At 38.9% G+C, this 20,940-nt stretch carries 19 protein-coding genes; 3 read left to right on the forward strand and 16 right to left on the reverse strand.

Annotation, left to right across the window (positions count from 1 at the left end):
- Positions 1–15: 15 nt before the first annotated feature.
- Complete coding sequence (sfsA, locus tag AC1F25_RS06745) at positions 16–744, reverse strand: DNA/RNA nuclease SfsA (RefSeq protein ID WP_073490214.1); 729 nt, start codon at positions 742–744, stop codon at positions 16–18.
- 164 nt (positions 745–908) lie between these two features.
- Here sfsA and AC1F25_RS06750 point away from each other — a divergent pair, with 164 nt between their 5' ends.
- From AC1F25_RS06750 to zwf, 3 genes are all read left to right on the forward strand, one after another.
- Entirely contained in the window at positions 909–1,250 is a 342-nt protein-coding gene (locus tag AC1F25_RS06750) for a DUF4828 domain-containing protein (RefSeq protein WP_002291841.1), read from the forward strand.
- 175 nt (positions 1,251–1,425) lie between these two features.
- The gene (gene efaR, locus AC1F25_RS06755) at positions 1,426–2,073 is read left to right on the forward strand and encodes a transcriptional regulator EfaR (RefSeq protein ID WP_002286616.1); all 648 of its coding nucleotides are present in this window, start codon (positions 1,426–1,428) and stop codon (positions 2,071–2,073) included.
- A 14-nt stretch (positions 2,074–2,087) separates the two neighbouring features.
- Complete coding sequence (gene zwf / locus AC1F25_RS06760; protein ID WP_002291842.1) at positions 2,088–3,614, forward strand: glucose-6-phosphate dehydrogenase; 1,527 nt, start codon at positions 2,088–2,090, stop codon at positions 3,612–3,614.
- A gap of 48 nt (positions 3,615–3,662) precedes the next feature.
- On the opposite strand, the gene ileS is transcribed toward zwf, so the two are convergent.
- The 15 genes from ileS to rsmH form a co-directional block, all read right to left on the reverse strand.
- A complete protein-coding gene (gene ileS, locus AC1F25_RS06765) occupies positions 3,663–6,461 on the reverse strand; it encodes an isoleucine--tRNA ligase (protein WP_002346313.1) in 2,799 nt (932 codons plus the stop codon).
- A 264-nt stretch (positions 6,462–6,725) separates the two neighbouring features.
- Complete coding sequence (locus AC1F25_RS06770) at positions 6,726–7,433, reverse strand: DivIVA domain-containing protein (RefSeq protein ID WP_002291846.1); 708 nt, start codon at positions 7,431–7,433, stop codon at positions 6,726–6,728.
- A 20-nt stretch (positions 7,434–7,453) separates the two neighbouring features.
- Positions 7,454–8,236: a YlmH family RNA-binding protein gene (locus AC1F25_RS06775; RefSeq protein ID WP_002310283.1), complete on the reverse strand. Its 783-nt coding sequence runs from the start codon at positions 8,234–8,236 to the stop codon at positions 7,454–7,456.
- A 48-nt stretch (positions 8,237–8,284) separates the two neighbouring features.
- A complete protein-coding gene (locus AC1F25_RS06780) occupies positions 8,285–8,563 on the reverse strand; it encodes a YggT family protein (protein WP_033627191.1) in 279 nt (92 codons plus the stop codon).
- A gap of 23 nt (positions 8,564–8,586) precedes the next feature.
- On the reverse strand, positions 8,587–9,186 hold the full coding sequence (locus AC1F25_RS06785) for a cell division protein SepF (RefSeq protein WP_002310281.1): 600 nt from the start codon (positions 9,184–9,186) through the stop codon (positions 8,587–8,589).
- A gap of 13 nt (positions 9,187–9,199) precedes the next feature.
- Positions 9,200–9,877: a YggS family pyridoxal phosphate-dependent enzyme gene (locus AC1F25_RS06790; RefSeq protein ID WP_002310280.1), complete on the reverse strand. Its 678-nt coding sequence runs from the start codon at positions 9,875–9,877 to the stop codon at positions 9,200–9,202.
- A 16-nt stretch (positions 9,878–9,893) separates the two neighbouring features.
- Positions 9,894–11,135: a cell division protein FtsZ gene (ftsZ, locus tag AC1F25_RS06795; RefSeq protein WP_002291854.1), complete on the reverse strand. Its 1,242-nt coding sequence runs from the start codon at positions 11,133–11,135 to the stop codon at positions 9,894–9,896.
- 22 nt (positions 11,136–11,157) lie between these two features.
- The gene (ftsA, locus tag AC1F25_RS06800) at positions 11,158–12,483 is read right to left on the reverse strand and encodes a cell division protein FtsA (protein WP_002291855.1); all 1,326 of its coding nucleotides are present in this window, start codon (positions 12,481–12,483) and stop codon (positions 11,158–11,160) included.
- Between the two features lie 155 nt (positions 12,484–12,638).
- Entirely contained in the window at positions 12,639–13,871 is a 1,233-nt protein-coding gene (locus AC1F25_RS06805; RefSeq protein ID WP_002316940.1) for a cell division protein FtsQ/DivIB, read from the reverse strand.
- Between the two features lie 14 nt (positions 13,872–13,885).
- Entirely contained in the window at positions 13,886–14,974 is a 1,089-nt protein-coding gene (gene murG, locus AC1F25_RS06810; RefSeq protein ID WP_002310278.1) for an undecaprenyldiphospho-muramoylpentapeptide beta-N-acetylglucosaminyltransferase, read from the reverse strand.
- A 25-nt stretch (positions 14,975–14,999) separates the two neighbouring features.
- The gene (gene murD, locus AC1F25_RS06815; RefSeq protein WP_002344051.1) at positions 15,000–16,361 is read right to left on the reverse strand and encodes a UDP-N-acetylmuramoyl-L-alanine--D-glutamate ligase; all 1,362 of its coding nucleotides are present in this window, start codon (positions 16,359–16,361) and stop codon (positions 15,000–15,002) included.
- 13 nt (positions 16,362–16,374) lie between these two features.
- The gene (gene mraY, locus AC1F25_RS06820; protein WP_002344050.1) at positions 16,375–17,337 is read right to left on the reverse strand and encodes a phospho-N-acetylmuramoyl-pentapeptide-transferase; all 963 of its coding nucleotides are present in this window, start codon (positions 17,335–17,337) and stop codon (positions 16,375–16,377) included.
- Positions 17,338–17,362: 25 nt separating this feature from the next.
- A complete protein-coding gene (locus AC1F25_RS06825) occupies positions 17,363–19,555 on the reverse strand; it encodes a penicillin-binding transpeptidase domain-containing protein (RefSeq protein ID WP_002344049.1) in 2,193 nt (730 codons plus the stop codon).
- Positions 19,556–19,957: a cell division protein FtsL gene (gene ftsL / locus AC1F25_RS06830; RefSeq protein WP_002297992.1), complete on the reverse strand. Its 402-nt coding sequence runs from the start codon at positions 19,955–19,957 to the stop codon at positions 19,556–19,558.
- Between the two features lie 4 nt (positions 19,958–19,961).
- Positions 19,962–20,921 carry a 16S rRNA (cytosine(1402)-N(4))-methyltransferase RsmH gene (rsmH, locus tag AC1F25_RS06835; protein ID WP_479993992.1) on the reverse strand — a complete coding sequence of 320 codons (960 nt, stop codon included), beginning with the start codon at positions 20,919–20,921 and terminating at the stop codon, positions 19,962–19,964.
- Positions 20,922–20,940: the final 19 nt, after the last annotated feature.

A 20,940-nucleotide genomic window follows, 5' to 3' on the forward strand; every position in this document is an offset into this window, starting at 1 on the left:
TTTTTTACCTTCTTTCTATTGTATAGGATCTTCAAACGGGATAGCTACATCAAACGGGATAGCCTGCTTGACAGTTACCTCATCTGCCGTTACTTGACAATTATAGGCGAGGATTTGAACACCACTTTGCTGCGCATGTCGAACCATATCAGCTAGTGCTGGTTGCATTTCTTCATGGATCGTTGCGAAATGAAGATGTTCGAATTGAGCAATAAACAAGACATAAGCAGCATAACCATCTTGTGCGGCATACGCTAATTCTCCAACATGTTTCAATCCTCTGAGGGTAGGCGCATCAGGAAAAGCACCAATTGCTTTATTTTCAAGCGTCATACCTTTGACTTCAACAAATGCTTTTTGTCCGGCCGCCGTCTCCAAATAAATATCAAATTTGGAGTGAAGATAAGTTACTTCACGCTTGTATGTTGTAAATGGACCAATTAATCCTGGTAAAAGGATCGTACCGTCTAAAATACCGTCAGTTGCCAACTGATTAGGCAATTGACTATCGATATTGAACCAATCACCCTTCTTTTTTACAGCAATCAGATCATAGTCGGTTTTCCGTTTAGGTCCAGGAGCAAATACAATAGCCACTTCAGCGCCTGGTATCAGGACCTCTTTTCCCCTACCTGTATTTTTGACATGCGCGATAATTATTTCTCCGTCTTTTTTCATACAATGTGCAATAAACCGATTCGGACGGTCAATAAAAAAAGCTGTTTCAACTTGCTGATACTTCAAATTCTGTCACCTGTCTTCCTACTATGTATCCTATCATAATTTGTGGAAAAACAGTAAAAAAACCAGTCGAAAGTCTTAGAGAAATTTTAGTTTTTATTCGGTACAATGAAATAAAGAAGGAAGAATGTTTCTATACGATGATTTTCTCATAAAGGAGTGATTTGGTGATAAAAAAAATGATCTATTTTCTTGGTTCACTCGTTGCCGTTCTCTCAAGTTGGATTTACTTGAAAAAGAAAAAACAAGCGGAAAAATCTGAAAGACTCTCGAGGTATCAAGGTACATGGTTCTTCAGTGATAGCCAGCAAAAACAACAATTACAGATTACATCTGATTACACGTTTTTGATCAACGGTCAGTCACTTGGCACATCTGTAGTAGAAATAGATGAACAGCGTTTAGTCGTACGTGATCAATATGGTTTTTATCTTATCTTTTCTTATCCCGAACAAACTCTTTATGATGAATCTGCAGATGTCTCGTATAAGTTGACATCTGAAAAATAGACACCTCCCAATATATATCTATTTAAACGAAAGTATGAGTCTTCTTTCTCATCTTTCGTTTTTTGTTGTAAAAACGTCCAAAAATCCTTTGTTTTTTATTTAGAAAAATAGTCAATTAACGTTTTTTTTGTTACACTTACTAATGATGGTTTTTACCATGAAAGGATGATCGAATATGACACCAAATCGAGAAGATTATTTGAAAATCATTTTAGAACTAGGCGGAGATACAACGAAAGTCAACAATAAACAAATCGTATCTAGCCTAGATGTCTCGGCTGCATCTGTCAGTGAAATGATTTCTAAACTTGTGAAAGAAGAGCTTGTAGAACATTCCCCTTATCAAGGTGTACAATTGACTGCAAGCGGGCTGCAAAAAGCTAGCAGTTTAATTCGCAAACATCGTTTATGGGAAGTTTTTTTAGTTGAACATTTAGACTATAGCTGGAATGAAGTCCACGATGATGCTGAAGTATTGGAACATGTGACTTCGGAACATCTTGCAGATCATTTAGAAAACTATTTGAATCATCCTGAACATTGTCCTCATGGAGGATCGATTCCTAAAAAAGAGGAAGTCGTCCATGAAGAACGCCGGCAAACACTAGAATCCTATCCTGTCGGTACAAAAGTGCGTATTGCACGAGTGCTTGATGAAAAAGAATTGTTGGATTACTTAGTCACAATTGACCTGAATATCAACGAAGAGTATGAGATCGTTGACATCGCAGCTTATGAAGGACCAATCACTATCCAAAATGATAGAAAGAAAATACCCGTCAGCTTCAAGGCGGCCAGCACGATTTTTGTCGATAAAATATAAAGGAGTGTATCTACATGTCTAATGAAAAAAATGTATTGTTTACGATATTCGGCGGCACAGGTGACCTAGCCCAACGTAAATTGTACCCGTCTTTGTTCCGCCTTTACAGAAAAGGAAATTTAGGCGAGCATTTTGCCGTGATTGGGACCGCTCGCCGTCCTTGGAGCGATGAACACTATCGTGAAGTTGTCAAAGAAACGATTCGTGCATTGAATCCTTCTGATGAAGAAGCAACTACTTTTGCTAGTCATTTTTACTACCAATCCCATGATGTAAATGATTCAACACATTATCAAACATTAAAAGAATTGTCTGACCGATTAGATGGACACTATCAGTTAAACGGCAATCGCGTCTATTATTTGGCCATGGCACCTCAATTTTTCGGAACGATCGTTTCTCATTTAAAATCACAAAACATTATGACAAAAAATGGCTTCAATCGTTTGATTATAGAAAAACCGTTTGGATCGGATTACCAGTCTGCTTTCGAATTGAATCAGCAAATCAGAGAAGTATTCCCAGAGCAAGATATTTTCAGGATTGATCATTATTTAGGGAAAGAAATGATCCAAAACATTTCAGCTATCCGTTTTGCCAATAATATTTTTGAGGCTCAATGGAATAATCGTTATATCGATAATATCCAAATCACTTTTGGTGAAAACCTTGGCGTAGAAGATCGCGGGGGCTACTACGATCACAGTGGCGCACTGAAAGACATGGTGCAAAATCATATTCTGCAAGTTGTAGCATTACTTGCAATGGAACCACCAGTAGCATTTTCCGAAAAAGAAATCCGTACAGAAAAGATTAAAGCATTGAAAGCAATCCGCATCTATAACGAAGAAGAAGTGTTAGAAAACTTCGTTCGTGGACAATATGCTCAAGGTGAATTAGATGGCGTACAATTCAAAGGTTATCGAGAAGAAGACAAAGTGGATGCTCAATCAGAGACCGAAACCTTCGTCGCAGGAAAATTCACTATCGACAACTTCCGTTGGTCTGGTGTTCCCTTCTATGTGCGTACAGGCAAACGTTTGACTGAAAAAGGTACTCGGATCAATATCGTATTCAAACAGGTTCCTGTTAATGTATTCAAAACATCTGTCGATGAACCATGTGACGATACGACACTCCCACCGAATGTTCTAACGATCTATATCCAGCCAACTGAAGGATTTTCTTTATCCCTGAATGGAAAAGAAGTAGGTCAAGGGTTTGAAACGGAACCAATCAAATTAGAATTTCGAAATAGTGCAGAAATGGTTGAAAATAGCCCAGAAGCTTACGAAAAATTACTGCTAGATGCGTTGAATGGTGATGGAACGAATTTCTCTCATTGGGAAGAAGTCGCTCAATCTTGGCATATCGTGGATGTCATTCGTAAAGCTTGGGACCAAACACAACCGGACTTTCCAAACTACAAAGCCGGATCAATGGGGCCTAAAGCAGCTTTCGAACTACTTGAAAAAGACGGATTCGAATGGATCTGGCAACCAGATAACTGGTATCGCGAACGTGGGAAATTAATCGATTGATAACAAAAGGGGTTGTGACAAAAAACATGTCACAACCCCTTTTCCATTTTACTTTTCTTCGAATCCTTCAGCTACAGCTTCAGGATAGAATGCTTCAACGATTTTTGCACAACGTCCGCATAGATGAGGAAGTTTTTCATCTACTCCTACATCTTTACGAACTTGACGACAGCGATCGCACGTTTCTCCGTCTGCTTTTTCCACTGTAATAGCAACATCATCAAATACCACAGCATTATCTGGCACTTGCACATCTGCTTCCATTACTTCAAAGTAGTCTGGGGAAACGATCAGCAATTGTGCAATATCTGCATCCAAAGCTTTTAACATTTCACGAACTTGTTGTTTTGGATAAACAGTTAGTTTTGCTTCCAATGATTTACCAATCAATTTGCTATTTCTTGCTTCTTCCAATGCTTTTAAGACCTTGTCACGGAAATCCATGAAAGCAGCCCAAGTGTCCATCAATTCCTCTTGGTTCGCAAACTCTTCATAGCCAGGAAACTCACTTAACTGAACGTATGCTTCTTCTTCTTTTAGGAATGACCAGATTTCTTCCGCCGTATGTGGAATGATAGGCGTCAATAGTTTCGTCAAAGCTACAGCTGTTTGATAGAAAACAGTTTGCATGCAACGACGTTGATAATCATCTTCTGCTTCGATATAAACCACATCTTTAGCAAAATCTAGGTAGAAGGACGATAGATCAACAGTCAAGAAGTTCATAACTGTACGGTAAATATGCATGAAATTATATTTGTCATATCCTTCTTCTCTGATTTCTTTGATTACTTGGTTCAATCGTACGGTCATGTATTTGTCTACAGAGCGTAAATCATTGTACGAAACAGTATCTTTTTTAGGATCGAAATCTTCTGTATTCGCTAATAAGAAACGCATCGTATTTCTGATCTTACGATATACCTCTGCCACTTGACTTAAGATATCCATCGATACACGAACATCTGCTTCATAATCGACACTAGATACCCACAAGCGAAGGATATCTGCACCAAATTGTTTGATCACTTTTTCTGGTGCAATGATATTTCCTAAAGATTTACTCATCTTACGGCCTTCACCATCTAAAGCAAATCCTTGCGAAATAACTGATTTATATGGTGCTACGCCATTGATAGCCACACTTGTCGTGATACTTGAGTTGAACCAACCACGATATTGGTCTGATCCTTCTAAGTACATATCTGCTGGGAATGATAATTCTGGTCGTTGACGTAAAACAGCTTCATGAGAAGAACCAGAATCAAACCAGACATCCATGATATCTTTTTCTTTTGTAAATTCGCCATTAGGAGAACCTGGGTGAGTAAATCCTTCAGGAAGAAGTTCTTTTGCTTCTTTTTCAAACCAGATGATTGATCCATGTTCAGCGAATAATTTTGCTACATGTTCGATTGTTTCTGGCGTGATGATTGCTTCACCATTTTCAGCATAGAAAATTGGAAGCGGCACTCCCCATGCACGTTGACGAGAAATGACCCAGTCGCCGCGATCACGGATCATATTATATAAACGTGTTTTTCCCCATGGGATAACCCAATCTACTTTTTCTACTTCATCCAAAATATTCTGACGGAATTTATCGATAGATGCAAACCATTGCGGTGTTGCACGATAAATCACAGGTTTTTTCGTCCGCCAATCGTGAGGATAACTATGGGTAAAGAAATCTAGTTTCAGCAAAGCTCCTTTTTCCTTTAATAAATCAGTAATCATTGGATTTGCTTTATCATAAAAGATTCCTTCAAATCCAGGAGCTTCTTCTGTAAACAACCCTTTTGAGTCTACAGGTGACACTACAGATAGTTTATATTTGCTACCGGCGATATAGTCATCTTCCCCGTGTCCTGGAGCAGTATGGACTAATCCAGTACCAGCGTCTAAAGTAACATGGTCACCTAAAATTACGAGCGATTCACGGTCATAGAATGGATGACTTGCAGTCATATATTCCATTTCTTGGCCAGCAAATTCTTTTAGAACCGTTACATTTTCCCAACCGATTTCTGTTTGAACTGTTTCTAGCAAATCTTTTGCTACAACAAACTTACGGCCATCAGCTTCGACCAGTACATACGTAAATTTGGGATTTACAGCAATACCTTGGTTTGCTGGCAATGTCCATGGTGTTGTCGTCCAAATGACGAAAGCTGTATCTTCATCAAGGATGCCTTTGCCGTCTTTGACATTGAAAGCTACAAAAATAGATGGAGATTTTACATCTTTATATTCAATTTCAGCTTCCGCTAAAGAAGACTCACTTGACGGAGACCAGTAAATGGGTTTCAATCCTTTGTAAATATAGCCTTTTTCAGCCATTTTACCAAATACGCGTACTTGTGCAGCTTCATACGAAGGGTCTAATGTGACATAGGGATGTTCCCAATCTCCTGCAACCCCTAGGCGTTTGAAATCTTCTCGTTGTTTATCTACTTGGGAAAGTGCATATTCACGACATTTTTTCAAATATTCTGCCATGGACATTTCTTTACGTTTCACGCCTTTATTAGCCAATACTTGTTCGATTGGCAATCCATGTGTATCCCAGCCTGGAACATATGGTGCGCGATAGCCAGACATTGATTTTGAACGAATGATAATGTCTTTACTGATTTTATTCAATGAGTGCCCTAAATGGATATTCCCATTGGCATAAGGAGGTCCATCATGAAGAACAAAGCTAGGTTTTCCTTCGTTCAATTTTTGTCTTTTTTGGTAGATTTGATTTTCTTCCCATTCTTTTTGCCATTCGCCTTCTCGGTTTGGCAAATTACCACGCATAGGGAATTTTGTTTTTCCTAATTGCAAGGTTTCTTTCATTTTCATTCAACCATTCACTCCTTCGTTTATTTTCCGGACACAAAAAGGCATGTTCAGCCGCAAGGGACGAACATGCCGTGGTACCACCCAAATTTAGTTGCATCTATCTATCTAATGCAAACTCTCTGTGACCAATAACGAGGTCAGCCGCTGCTTCTTACTCTAGTTTCAGAAAAGCAGTCTCAAGTAGAGGATCTTTCACGATGCAGTGTCTTACCGATCTTCCACTCTCATCGGCTCGCTTTAAGAATAACAAAGTGCTTTTCTGTTCTACTCGTTTTCATGTTCACCAGGTACGATTGAAATATCGATAGCCTGTGTATCAAATGCCGTCATAGGCGCTTCTATGACTCCTGTGTCTGAGTTTACATCAGTATCATTTTCGTTGTCAAGCTGTTTTGCTAAAACTTCTTTGATCACTTCATGGCTGTCAGTCACATAGCTAGAGAATGGTTGTAAAATTTCGTCCCATTCTGGACTTTTCACTTGTTCCAATTGAGATTCAAGCATCAAGCTGATACGTTGATGGAATACTCGTGTCTTTTTCTTAAGATCTTCTGTTTCTGTCGCAAGCTGTCTTGCTTTTTCTGTTGCATCTGTCAAGATTTTTCTTGCTTTTTCTTCTGCATCAGTTGTTAATTGGTGTGCACGTTTTTCAGCATTCGCAACTAACTCATCTGCTTTGTTTTGTGCAGAAGTAACGATCACTTCAGATTCTTTGCTTGCACTTGTTTTTACTTTATCCGCTGTGTCTTGAGCTACGATGATCGATTGGTTCAATGCATCTTTCAATTCATTGAAATACTCAAGTTTTTCTTCTGAATGTTTGACTGCTTTTTCTAATTCACGATTTCTTTGAGTCAATTCTTCGTAGTCACGAACAACTAAATCTAAGAAATCATCTACTTCGTCTTGATTATATCCCCGCATTTTTGTTGGGAATGTCTTATTTTGGATATCTAATGGAGTTAAAGCCATGAGTAAACCACCTTTTTATTTTATTTACGTAATACACCAAACAACACCCTGTACTTTTCTTTTTTCGTCTTTCCCTCAAGTTCTTGGATCTGGACTCTGCCGTAACCCCTGACTGAAATAATATCTAATAGTTCAAGTACAAAATCAGGTCTTGTATTTTCTGTCCAATTCACTTTTACTTTACCAGCTTCAATCAGCTGCTTGGACCGCTGTCTGGAAATATTATAAATCTCAGAGATCACACTGTCCAGTCGCATAGAACTAACTGTTCCTCTTTCTTGTGTCCAGCTGTCTTTCGGCAAAATCATTTCTGTGTATTTGATTGGTTCCAAGCGTACAGCAACTTTTCCAATCTTTGTTACTTGTGCAGCAACAAAATGATCCACCTCATTTGCAATAAATACTTGCCAGCGATCGCCATCTGAGATGATATCGCCAAAGTAAGAACGTTTGATACCTGTTCCCACTAAAGTCCCGAGGATTTTCCCATGACTTAGACTGGCAAATTTGCTAGGATAATGGATTTCATACAATGCTGTTTCAAAATCTTCCTCTACAGGTTCGTAATAATCGGGGAAAATCAAACATCTTTTTCTTTCTGCCTGTTCATATCCACCATAAAACATGAAACGCAAATCACTGCTTTGCCGAATCAGTGTTTCTAAAATATAGGATTGTCTGGGGTCAAGAAATTCAGTCAGATATGGCGCATATTGTCCTTGAACTTGTTCAATCCAATCACCTACTGAGTCGATAAATGTACGTTCATCTGCCCGAAAGTGCTGGTATACATTTCCATCCAAAATTTTCCCCTCCTATCTATTCTGAGAATAAAGATTTTGTTGCTTGAATCAATAAACTAAATGGATAGTTATCCATATAACGATCTGTGCTAATCCTTGTACGGCTAAGTTCAAGATTAGAATGGCCCCTAAAATCGTGAAATCCAAAGGACCGATCCTTAAAGGCAGACGATCGAATAAACTGATATACGGTTCACAGATCTTAGCTAAAAACCGTCCTAATCCTGATTGATAACCGCCTGGAAACCAAGAGAGCAAAGCATATACCATCAAGATAATGCTATAGAAATAGGCTGCCCGTTCAATTAAATGAAGTAATAGCGCAATAATATAAATCGTAGTTCCTCCTCTTACAGATCAAACAAATTCGCATCTGCAAAAGATTGAGCGGTTGAACTGTCAATCTCCATCCCTGTCGGTGTACAAAGAAAAATCTCATCTCCAACGCGTTTGATATCTCCATCTAATGCATAAACTGTTCCTGTTAGAAAATCAACGATTCTTCTCGCTTGCTTTTCTTCCACTAAATGAAAATTCACTAAGGTTGCTTCACCAGCGATGATTCGTTTAGCAATCGCCATCGCTTCAGAATAAGCTCTTGGTTCCATCACAGTGATTTTTCCTGCAAGGTTTGCTTTAGGTTGTGTAGACGTTCTTGAAGCTGTTCTTTCTTTCGCTACAGTTTTTGTAGGTGATTGATGTAGTTCAATTACTTTTTTCTTTTCAGCCGGCTGAATACTTTCATGCGTTACAGGACGTGAAGTCGCCGTTTTTTGTTTCTCATGAGTATTCGCAGCAGATACAGAATGAGTTGGTTGATTCTGTGTTGTATTTTTTTTAGTTGGCTGTACAGCCTTTTTTGTTGTTTCAGGATAATCTTGGTATTCGTACTCTTCCTCATCAGCTAATCCGAAAAAATTAGCAATTGCTCCTCTGTTTAAAAGCGGCATTTTTGTTCCTCCTTTATTCGTCTTTGAATAGCGCTGTTCCTACACGGATAAATGTTGCACCTTCTTCAATCGCAATTTGAAAATCCTGACTCATCCCCATGCTTAATTCATTACATGGTGCATGGGCATAACCTTTTGCTTGAACAAGATCACGCAATTCTTTCAGCGTACCAAACACTTTATGGATTTGCTCATCAGAAGCTTCTTTAGGCGCCATAGTCATTAACCCAACAACCTTGATTTTTGTGCAGGCAGCTAAAGATTCCACAAACGGTAAAAGCTCATCTGGTGAAATTCCATGTTTTGATTCCTCACCAGAAACATTTACTTCAATAAAACAGGATAATTCTTTTTCTAACCGCTTCTGGATTTCTTCTGCTAATCTTAAACTGTCCAACGCATGAAAGTAATCAATTTCATTTACAATCAATTTTACCTTTCTGCGCTGTAAATTACCAATTAAATGCCACTTTATTTCGGGAAAATCAAATAAATCTTGTTTCTTTTGTAATAGTTTATCTACTCGGTTTTCTGCACAATTCATAACGCCAGCTCTGACCAATTCTTCAGCTTGAGCTGATTCAACAGATTTTGTTACAGCTACTAATGTAACTTCTTTCGGATCACGATGAACAAGAGCACACGAATCCTGAATTTCTTGCTTGATTTTCTGCAAGTTGTCAGCAATCATGTGCTCTTCCTCTCCTTTATTTTTTACGACGGAAAAACGGTGGCGTATTTAATTCATCATCGCCATGAGATTTTGTTTCTTCGCGGTTGAATGTATCAAATTCTTTTTTTTCGATATTGTCAAAATTGGAATCATCAACTCTAGGACGAACATTTTGTTCACGTCTGATATCCCAATCGCCAAAACTGTTTTCTTCTTCTGCAGAAGTTGGTTTTGCTTGATCCATATCTAATACAGTCTTTTGAGCAGGTGATTGCATTTGTGCTTGTCTAGCTGGACGGCTAGACTTGCGCTCCTTTTTTGATTCATCGATACCTGTTGCGATGACCGTCACGCGGATTTCATCGCCCATTTCTTCATTGATAGATGTACCTAGAATAATATTTACATCGCCAGTTGCTGCATTTGCTACGATATCTGAAGCATCTTGTGCTTCAAACAATGTCATATCCAAACCGCCTGTGATGTTAAGAAGTACTTGTTCCGCTCCATCAATAGATGTTTCAAGCAATGGAGAGGAGATTGCTTTTTTCGTTGCTTCTACTACGCGATCTTCTCCACTAGCTACACCGATTCCCATCAATGCTGTACCTTGGTTTTCCATCACTGTTTTCACGTCAGCAAAGTCAAGGTTAACGTAACCTGGTGCCGTAATCAAGTCAGAGATACCTTGTACACCTTGACGTAAAACGTTATCTGCTTCACGGAAAGCTTCAAGCATTGGTGTCTTTTTATCTACAACTTCTAGTAAACGGTTATTTGAGATAATCAATAATGTATCCACATTTTCTTTCAAACGAGCGATACCTTCTGCAGCAAAACGACCACGTTTAGGTCCTTCAAAAGTGAATGGACGTGTAACGACACCAACGGTCAATGCGCCCAGTTCTCTAGCAATCCCTGCAACGATTGGCGCAGCACCTGTACCAGTTCCTCCACCCATTCCTGCAGTGATGAAAATCATATCTGCACCGTCTAAAGCTTCGCGTAAGGATTGTTCACTTTCTTCTGCCGCTTTTTGTCCAACTTCTGGTTGAGAACCAGCACCTAAACCACGAGTATATTTTGGTCCTAATTGGATAACTGTTTCAGCTTTTGAATTTTTTAATGCTTGCACGTCTGTGTTGGCCGTAATGAATTCAACACCTTTGACGTTTTCTTCAATCATTCGGTTCACAGCATTTCCACCGCCACCGCCGACTCCAATGACTTTGATTACTGCGCCGTCATTGATATTATTATCAATTGAGAATTCCATATCTTATTCCTCCCAGGATGAATTAATCAAAAATATTTGTAAAGAAACCCTTGATTTTATTTTTTACATTTTCTCCGGATTCTTTTGGTTCCGGCTCATCGTAGACTGTTTCTTCAGGTGCTTCATAGCTTTCATATGTGTTTGTTGTTTCTTGTTCAACTACCATTTGACGAGCTGCTGAGGTTTCACCTGTAACAGCAATTTTTGCCAATTGATACACTTCGCTCAAGTTTGCTGAATAATCAACGATACTTATTACATTTGTAAATACCGGGTTTCTCAGTCCCATGTGATTTGGAACATACAGTTTCACATTTACGCCGAAGATTTCTTGCGCCAAGTCCACAACACCTGGAAGACTAGCAGCTCCGCCTGTCAATACGACGCCACCTGGCAACTCTAATGCTTCGATTTGGTCCAATGCATCTTTTGCTTTGTTGAAAATCTGTTCCATACGAGCTGAAATAATTTCTGACAAATAGCGTTCATCGACTTTCACTGGTTCTGACTGGCCAATTACATCTACTGGAAACTCTTCATCTGGTGATGTCCGTTCTGGATATGCATCCCCGTAATTTATTTTCAACGCTTCTGCATTGTTAAAAGACGTATTTAATACAATAGAGATATCTTTAGTGACAAATTCGCCACCTTCTTGGTCGAGACTGGTAAACTTCAATTGCTTATCATGCATAACAGCTGTTGTCGTTTGGCCACCACCCATATCAATAACAATCGTACCAAAATCTTTTTCTCCGTCAGAAAGAATTGATTCTGTCAGCGCTAAAGGAGTAATCACCATTTCATTGACGATTAATCCGGCATTTTCCACGCATTTACGTATGTTATGGATGATCGTTTTTGGTCCGGTAAACAACAGACCGTACATTTCTAATCTTACGCCGATCATTCCACGAGGGTCTTTGATCCCCTCGAATCCATCGACAGTAAAATCTTGTGGCAAAATTGACACGATTTGACGTTCAGGAGGTATTGAACGAACAAGGGCAGCAGAAGCCACATTTCTGACATCTTCATCGGTGATTTCCTTTGAATCTCCGTTAACTGCAATCATTCCCTGGCAATTTTCTACTTCAAGCATGTTTGCTGGCAAACCGACACTTACGCCTTTGATCTGGATACCTGCTTTTTCTTCTGCTTGTCGTACTGCTCGTTGTATCGCTTGGACCGTTTTATCGATATCAACGATAATGCCTCGGTTAATCCCTTCTGATTTTGCGTTTCCTACTCCAATAATATTCATTTGGCTGTCGATATATTCAGCCACGACAACTTTAACAGATGTCGTTCCAATATCAAGGCCTACATACATTCCTGTTTTTGCCATGAATGGGATTCCCTCCTACTTACTATTCCATATACAAGCGAACAACTAGCGTCCGTTTTAAAATATACTTATTAATAGATATATTCACTGCTTTCAATTCTACCATAAATTACTGGTTTTTAGAAAGTACATTCTTACTTTTTAAAGTTGTTTTATCAATTTTCATTTAAACTTGACGGAGTTGTACTTGGATTGTCTTCTATTTGACTTGTTTCACTTGAATTATTTGAATCAGATGAGCCGTTTGTATCAGACGATTCAGGTGTATCTGCTGCTTGCGTTTCTGACTCTTCACTTGACCCATTTATTTGATCCGCGTTTTCTTCACTTCCAGTTGTTTCTTCCGTTTGGTCCGATTCTGCCGTTTCTTGAGTACTGCTGTAAGGATATGAGTAGATGCCAACTTCCATGTCGATTACACCTTTTTCATCCATGTCTTTGGCTACTTGCGAATAATATTTCATTTGGTTCGCAAGATTATTGATATTTACAATGACTTGATTGCCATCATTCATGTTCAATTGGATCAGGTTTTTATTACTTGCTCTTGGTGTATACTTGATTTCAGAGATTGCTTTTTGCAATTCTGATGATAACTGATTGTATTGCTTTGTTAATTCTTTGATTTTTGCTGAATCTTTGAACTCTTCCAAGATAGGGAGATTTTTTGTAGGATTTGCTACTTTTTCATCTAATACTGTTCCATTTTCAATTACTGGATAGTATTGGTTATCTTTTGCAATCAAAGCGATTTCTTTATATTCTGTCACATCCAAATCGAACTCATTTATCCCTTTGAAGTGTATAGTTGCTTTTTCGATTCTCGGCTGTGCTTTTTTTAGCCGTTCGATATAAGTGGATCGATCGAAATACTGCCCCCAGACATTTTCTCCCAATGACAATTTGGTATCAGAGATGATTTCCTGACTGTTGACTACCTTATTACCTGACACTGCAACTGCTTGTAGCTTGCTATAAGGAGAAACATAATAGATCAAAAAAATCAGCGGTATGCCCAATACAGTAATAATCAATGCTAACCGACGAAACAGTACTTTATGCCTTTGACTTTTTAAATTGGGGAGACGATTCAAAAAAGAACCGTTATACGGGCCACCGTTTTTCTTTTGCTTGATCTCTTCAAAAAATTCGATTTTTTTCTCGGACTGGCTTTCTGACTGGCTTATTTCTTGCTGTTCCTCTTGAACCGTTCTTTCTTCTTCAGAATCTGAAAGGGGTGTATCTAATGGTGTGTCTTCTTTTTTTGGCTCTTGGTTTTTCATCCCTTGTTCTGCCAGATATTTTCGGTTAGCCTTTTGCCAAGGAGTCAAATTGTTTTCATCAGAAGACGGATGAGACAATTTTTTAGGTTCTTTTTTCTTACTCACTAAGACCACCGCCTTTATTTTTTGATTATTTGATTCACTACGTCATAAAGACGTTTTGAAGCATCAGGGATGCCTTGTTCTTTAGAAGCTCGGCACATTTGCTTTTGCAATTCTTCATCATCCATGATTTCGTTAATTGTCTGACTTAGTGATTCACCCGTTAGCTCATTATCCGCAATCATTTTTGCTGCTCCTGCATGAACAAGACTCATTGCATTTTTAGTCTGATGATCATTCGTAACATATGGACTAGGAACCAGCACTGCCGGAAGCCCCAAAGCTGTAAATTCTGCGATCGAAGTTGCACCAGCACGTCCCACTAGCAGATCGCTCGAAGCCATGACTTCTGCCATATTTTTGATGTAAGGTTGGACACTAATGTTTTGTATTTCAGGATTTATTTTATTTAGGATTTCTTCATAATATCTTTCTCCTGAAGCATACAAGACTTGATAAGAGGAAGGAATATATTCACTTAAAAAAACCGATACCGCTTGATTGATTTTAAGTGCTCCTTGACTGCCGCCAAAAATCAAGACTGTTTTCTTTTCTGGATCCAACCCAAACGTTTTCAAAATATCTGATTTTTTAGTATCTGCTACTTCTTGTGCTCGAGGATTACCTACAAGGACTGATTTGTTTTCAGGAAAAAAAGGAGCCGCATCTTTGAATGAAAGAGCGATCCGATCCACATATCGGCTTAAAAATTTATTGGTAACACCTGGTACACTGTTTTGTTCATGGATAATAGTTGGAATTCCCATTTTTGATGCAGCATACACTACCGCTCCGGATACATATCCTCCAGTACCGATAACGATATCTGGTTGAAAATCACTGAGGATTTTTTTTGCTTGACGGATACTCTTAAGAAACAATCGGATTGTCTTGATATTATGCATGGAAATTTTTCGTTTAAAGCCTTGAATCTCCAAAGTATGGAAAGGCATTCCTGTATCAGGGACAATTTTATTTTCCAGACCACGTTTTGCCCCCACATACATGAATTCCGCATTCGGTACTTGTGTCTTCACATAATTGACAAAGGCAAGAGCTGGATAAATATGTCCTCCCGTTCCTCCGCCTGTAACCAAAATTTTCATTTTTTATCGCTCGCTTCTACTTTTTCTATTTTAATTGATTCACAGCTTCCATGAATCGGTTTCCTCTAGTTTCAAAATTAGGGTATTGATCCCAGCTGGCATTCGCTGGTGATAATAAAATCACATCACCATCTGTACTGTTTTCTAATGCTAAAGGAACTGCTTGTTCTACAGAATCGGCTGTTACTATCGTCTCGATGCCTGCTTTTTTTCCAGCATCGATCAATTTTTCTTTTGTTTGACCAAATACGATCATTGCTTTGATTCCTTTTAGTGAAGGAACCAATTCATCAAATGTATTTCCTCTATCTAATCCGCCTGCCAATAACACGACCTTAGCCGTTTCAAATCCGCTTAGAGCCATTTTAGTCGCTAAAATATTGGTTGCTTTTGAATCATTATAAAATTTTCTGCCTTGAATCTCTCCTACATATTGCGTACGATGCGGCACGCCATGGAATAAATGCAACGTTTGTCGTATAGCTTCATTTGATATACCATACAATTTTGCTACAGTAATAGCAGCTAGCGCATTTTCTACATTATGCGTACCAGGTACGCCAAGTTCAGAGATTTCCATTATTTTTTCTTTTCTATAATAAATTGCGTGATCGTCAGCATACGCACCGTCTTCCAACACTTCTTTTGTCGAAAAAGGTAGGACGCGTGCTTTTGTTCTTTGTGCTAATTCTTGTAGTTCTGACTGATTCCAGTTAAGAACCAGATAATCTTCAGCTGTCATATTTTTTTGAAGGTTCCATTTAGCTTTGACGTATTCTTTTCTTGTGCCATGATAATCAATATGTGCTTCATAAATATTGGTGATCACCGCTATATGAGGATGGAAATCTGTGATTCCCATGAGTTGAAAACTAGATAACTCCATCACGATTTTATCTTCTGGTTTCGCTTCTTGCGCGACACCACTTGCTGGATACCCAATATTTCCTGCTAAACGTGCAACTCCTTTGTCTACGCCTGCATTCAGTAGTAGTCCAGTCATTGTTGTTGTCGTGGTTTTTCCATTCGTTCCTGTAATCCCAATAATTGGGCATTCCGCTACTTCGTAAGCTAGCTCCACTTCCGTAATTACCGGAATACCCATTTCTTGGGCTTTTGCTACTAAAGGATGGCTGTAGGGAATCCCAGGATTTTTGACCATCAACGAAAATTCTTCATCTAGTAATTCGATTGGATGACTGCCTGTTATTACTTTTATCCCTAAAGAAAGCAATTCTTGTGCTTCCGGATTTTCATCAAAAGGTTTTCCGTCATTAACGGTGACAAGTGCGCCCAATTCATGTAATAATTTGGCCGCACTTACTCCGCTTTTTGCGAGTCCTAAGACAAGCACTTTTTTATTTTCATATGTTGATATTTTTTTCATTTCCTGTCATCTCCTACCAAACGATCCATAATGTGATCAATGAAGTCACAATGCTGATCAACCAAAAAACTGTATCAATCTTCCACTCCGACCATCCGCACATTTCAAAATGATGGTGGATTGGAGACATTTTAAAAATTCGTTTTCCCGTAAGTTTAAAGGATGTAACTTGAAGCATCACACTTGCAGTTTCCATAACATAAATCAAGCCAATCAAAAGCAATGTCCACTCTTGGTTCAGCATCATAGAAATTGCCGCTAAAAGTCCGCCCAAAGCTAATGAACCGACATCTCCCATAAAAATCTTGGCAGGTTTCCGGTTATAGACGAAGAATCCAAGTAAGCCACCTAAAACACTGAGACAAATGATTAATACATCATACTGATGCTGATGCCAAGCAATCAGACCGTAAGCTGCAAAAGAGATGCTGCCTAAGCCAGCAACTAATCCATCGATACCATCCGTCAGATTGACCGCATTTGAAAATCCAACAAGCCAGAAAATAGCGAAAATCCCATAAATGATTCCTAAAGGCAGATCCAGCCCAAAGAAATTCAATACACCTGGATAGCCTTCAGAACGGTAAACAAGATAAAAGATGATTCCCCCTAGAATCTGTCCAATCAGTTTCTGTTTCGAGTTCAGCCCCATGTTTCTTTTCTTGAAGATCTTTATAAAATCATCAAGAAACCCAATTACTCCATATAATGCTAATACAAAAAGCAAGATGAAAAGAGTAGGAGTCAGCTGTTTTTGCCAAGCTCCAACCCAAATCCCTGTCAAAATAGAGCCAATCAGAAACACTAAGCCGCCCATTGTAGGAGTTCCGGCTTTGATATTGTGCCACTTTGGTCCCTCCTCGCGAATCGCCTGACCTTGCTTTTTCATTTGAAAGTAACCAATAAATAGCGGCATTGCGGCAATCGTCATTGCACAACTGCTAACAATGGGAATCAATGCTTGTGTCCATTCCATGCTCTTTTCTCTCCTATTTCTCTTCTTATTCTTCTAAAGTAAAATTAAGTTTTTCTTTTGTGATTTTTTCATATGGAGCAAGTTCTTGTTTGACACAATAACCATCCCCATCAAAACTAACTTCGATACCAAGGATTTTCCCTAGCTTCATGATATCTGCTTTTGACCATCCCGTTACATCAGGCATCAGCTTGTCGCCACCAGTGTATAGAATCAGTTTTTCTCCAGAAATCAACTGATCACCGTTGGCAGTTGATTGTTTTTGTACTTTTTTCCCGTTACCGATAACGACAGGTTGCAGTCCGCTTTTTTGAGCATCCGCTGCTGCAACATCTGCTTCTAGATTACGATAATCGGCTACAGATATTTTTTCTGTTTTGGTTTCTGTATCCGCATCTTCTTCAGTTTCTTTAAAATCCATGGCCCGTTTCATCAATGGATTTGCGATTTTAGCCAGAGCCATTCGATCATATGTCTTAGGGTGTTTCATTGTTAGATACAAGACATAGTCTGGATCTTCAGAAGGAACCATCTCCACAATCGAATACAGGTAGGCTGTATCTCCTGTTTGGTATCCCCCTGTATCAGAAGCGATTTGGGCTGTTCCGGTTTTTGCCGATACATTGTATCCAGGTACACTATATACACCATAAGCACTACCGTAGTTTTCGCTTTCGACAACATCTCTCATATATTCACGGACTTTTTCTGTTGTTTCTTTTGAAAAAGGTTGACCTAGAACTTCTGTTTGAGTTGTTCGCTCTTCGCCAGTTTGAGGATCCACTACTTTGCTGATATACCGAGGTTGAATCATTGTACCGTTATTCGCAATAGAAGTGAAAGCTTTCATCATTTGGAAATTCGTCACACCTACCGCTTGTCCATAAGCACTCATTGCTCGGTCGACAATATTTGATGTAGGCAAAGCACCATTTACTTCGTCATCTAATCCAGAATGGGTACTTTGTCCAAATCCTAGTTTTTGTAAATAATTATACCATCGTCCGCCTAATCGCTGTTCCAGTATGACCATCCCGACATTACTTGACCATGAAAGAGCTTGACGCATGGTCAGCACACCTTTTTCACCAAAGTCATGGTCATTGATCGTCGCATCTTCTACTTGGATTTTTCCAGATTGGAAGGTTTCATTCTCGTTGAATTCTCCTTCTTCGATAGCGGCTGCAGTAGTGAAAACCTTCATGGTTGATCCTGGCTCATAACTATCTTGTACCAAGAAATTACGCCAGATAGCATCTTCTCCAGTCAAACCTTCCATTGTTTCGGGATTGAAAGTAGGACGCTGCCCCATCGCCAAAATCTCTCCAGTTTTTGCTTTCATCAAGACTGCTGTCAATTCTTCCGGTTGATATTCTTCATTTACTTGATCCATCAGTGTTTCCAAATAACTTTGTAGTCTACTGTCCAAAGTCGTGTAGATATCTTGTCCATCAACAGCTTTTTCTTCTTCTGCTACTGTACCTGGCAGAGGATTTTGAAAATTATCTTTTTGATAAATAATCTTACCATCTTTACCGCTCAAAATATCATTGTAAGCAGACTCCAAACCTAGTTTACCAACTAAGCCATTCTCATCTTTGTCTGGAACTGCATATCCGATAAAATGAGAAGAAAAGACGCCATTTGGATACATCCGAGCCTGATGGTCGACAAAGTAAAGACCAGCGACACCTTCTTTTTTCATATCTGCTTCGATGTTTTGCTTGGTTTCTTGGGAGATATTTTTCCCATAGCTACCAAATTCAACTTGATATAGCTCTTTTTTTGCGCCGTCTTCTAAAATATTCAGTGCATCTTTTTTGTCTATAGAAAGATTCTTATGCAGGATTTCTGCTATTTTATCAAAATTCTTTTCTTCGACATACAGTTTTTTATCCCCAGAAGTATATGTTTTTGAGAGTATCGCTTTAATTGAATAAGAGGAGGCATCTTCTGCGAGCGCCACACCGTTACGATCATAAATCGTTCCTCTTTTTGCTTTTACTACTTCACTTCCTTGGTACAACTGTTTTGTTTTTTCAGCTAATGAGGTACCAGCAACATGACCTCCAATAACGATATACGAGAAACGGACGGCAAATAAAAAGAACAATCCAATACTCGTAGCAAATAAAATGATACCTACTTTTTTGCGATTGTTCATCGGATTTAGATTTTTCTTTTCCATAAACCGCCGAATTTTATTTTTAAGACTCATTTACTTCACTTTCCTTAAATTGTCGTCATTAATAGACAATCCTTTTTCTTCTGCGATTTGTTTAATCCGTTCAGTACGAGAAAGTTCATTTTTTTCTTGTTCTAAACTCGTTTTTTCTTGCTTTTTATCATTGATTTCTGTTTGTATTGATGTGATTTCTTTTTCAGCTCCGCTGATATTTGTACGCAACATGACTGTTAAAACACATAAAGCAACAATAGCAATCGCCACGCTTGCCACAGCAATTTTTTCCAAAGCAGAAATCTGCTTCAATCGTTTTGCTGGTGATTGTGGAAGAATGATTTCTTGATTCGAAGAAGAATCTGGCATTTGTTGTTCTGGCTGATCCACCAATTCAGGTAAATCATATTCGTACTCTTGCATTTTCTTTAATTCTGCCATCATTCTACTCCTCTTTCATTCTTATTTTTTCTGCAATACGTAACTTTGCACTGCGTGCTCGATTGTTTTCTGCTAACTCTTCCTCTGAAGGAAGGATTGGTTTACGAGTAATAACTTTCAGTTCCGGTTGAAATTCGTCAGGTATGACAGGAAGTCCCGGTGGTAAATCTTGAACCGTACTATATTCTTTAAACATACTTTTGACAATTCTGTCTTCTAATGAGTGAAATGTGATCACACTGATTCTTCCATTGACTTTCAACAACCGGATTGCCTGTTCTAAAGAGGTCTCTTCGGCACCAAGTTCGTCATTTACTGCAATCCGCACAGCTTGAAAAATTCTTTTTGCAGGATGCCCGCCTTTTCTTCTTGCGGGAGCTGGGATGACTTGTTTAATGATTTCGACAAGCTCACCAGTTGTTTGGATTGGTTTTGTTTTTCGTACTCGTTCGATTTCACGAGCAATTTGTTTGGAAAATTTCTCCTCGCCATAGCGGAAGAAAATCTTTACTAATTCATGGTAGGAATATTCATTAATTACGTGATAAGCGGTTAAAGGAGCTGACTGATCCATACGCATATCCAAGGGTGCATCTTGATGATAACTAAATCCACGTTCTGCTTCATCTAGCTGAGGAGAGGAAACCCCTAAGTCATACAAAATACCATCTACCTTATCTACATGCTCACTCAAGCGTTCTTCTAATTCTCTGAAATTCGCTTTGATAAATGTGACCATCCCTTGTTCGACATAAGAAGCTAAACGCAGCTTGGCGTGATCGATTGCTTTTTGATCTTGGTCAAACGCATACAGGTGCCCTTTAGAACTTAGTTGGCTCAATAAATATTCACTATGTCCGGCACCGCCGAGTGTACAGTCTACATAAACGCCATCCGATTTGATGTTCAATCCATCTACCGTTTCTTTCAACATGACTGTATAGTGTTGAAATGTTTCAGTCATTAGTCAGCCTCTTCCTATT

This window comes from Enterococcus sp. M-BR2, assembly GCF_056612775.1.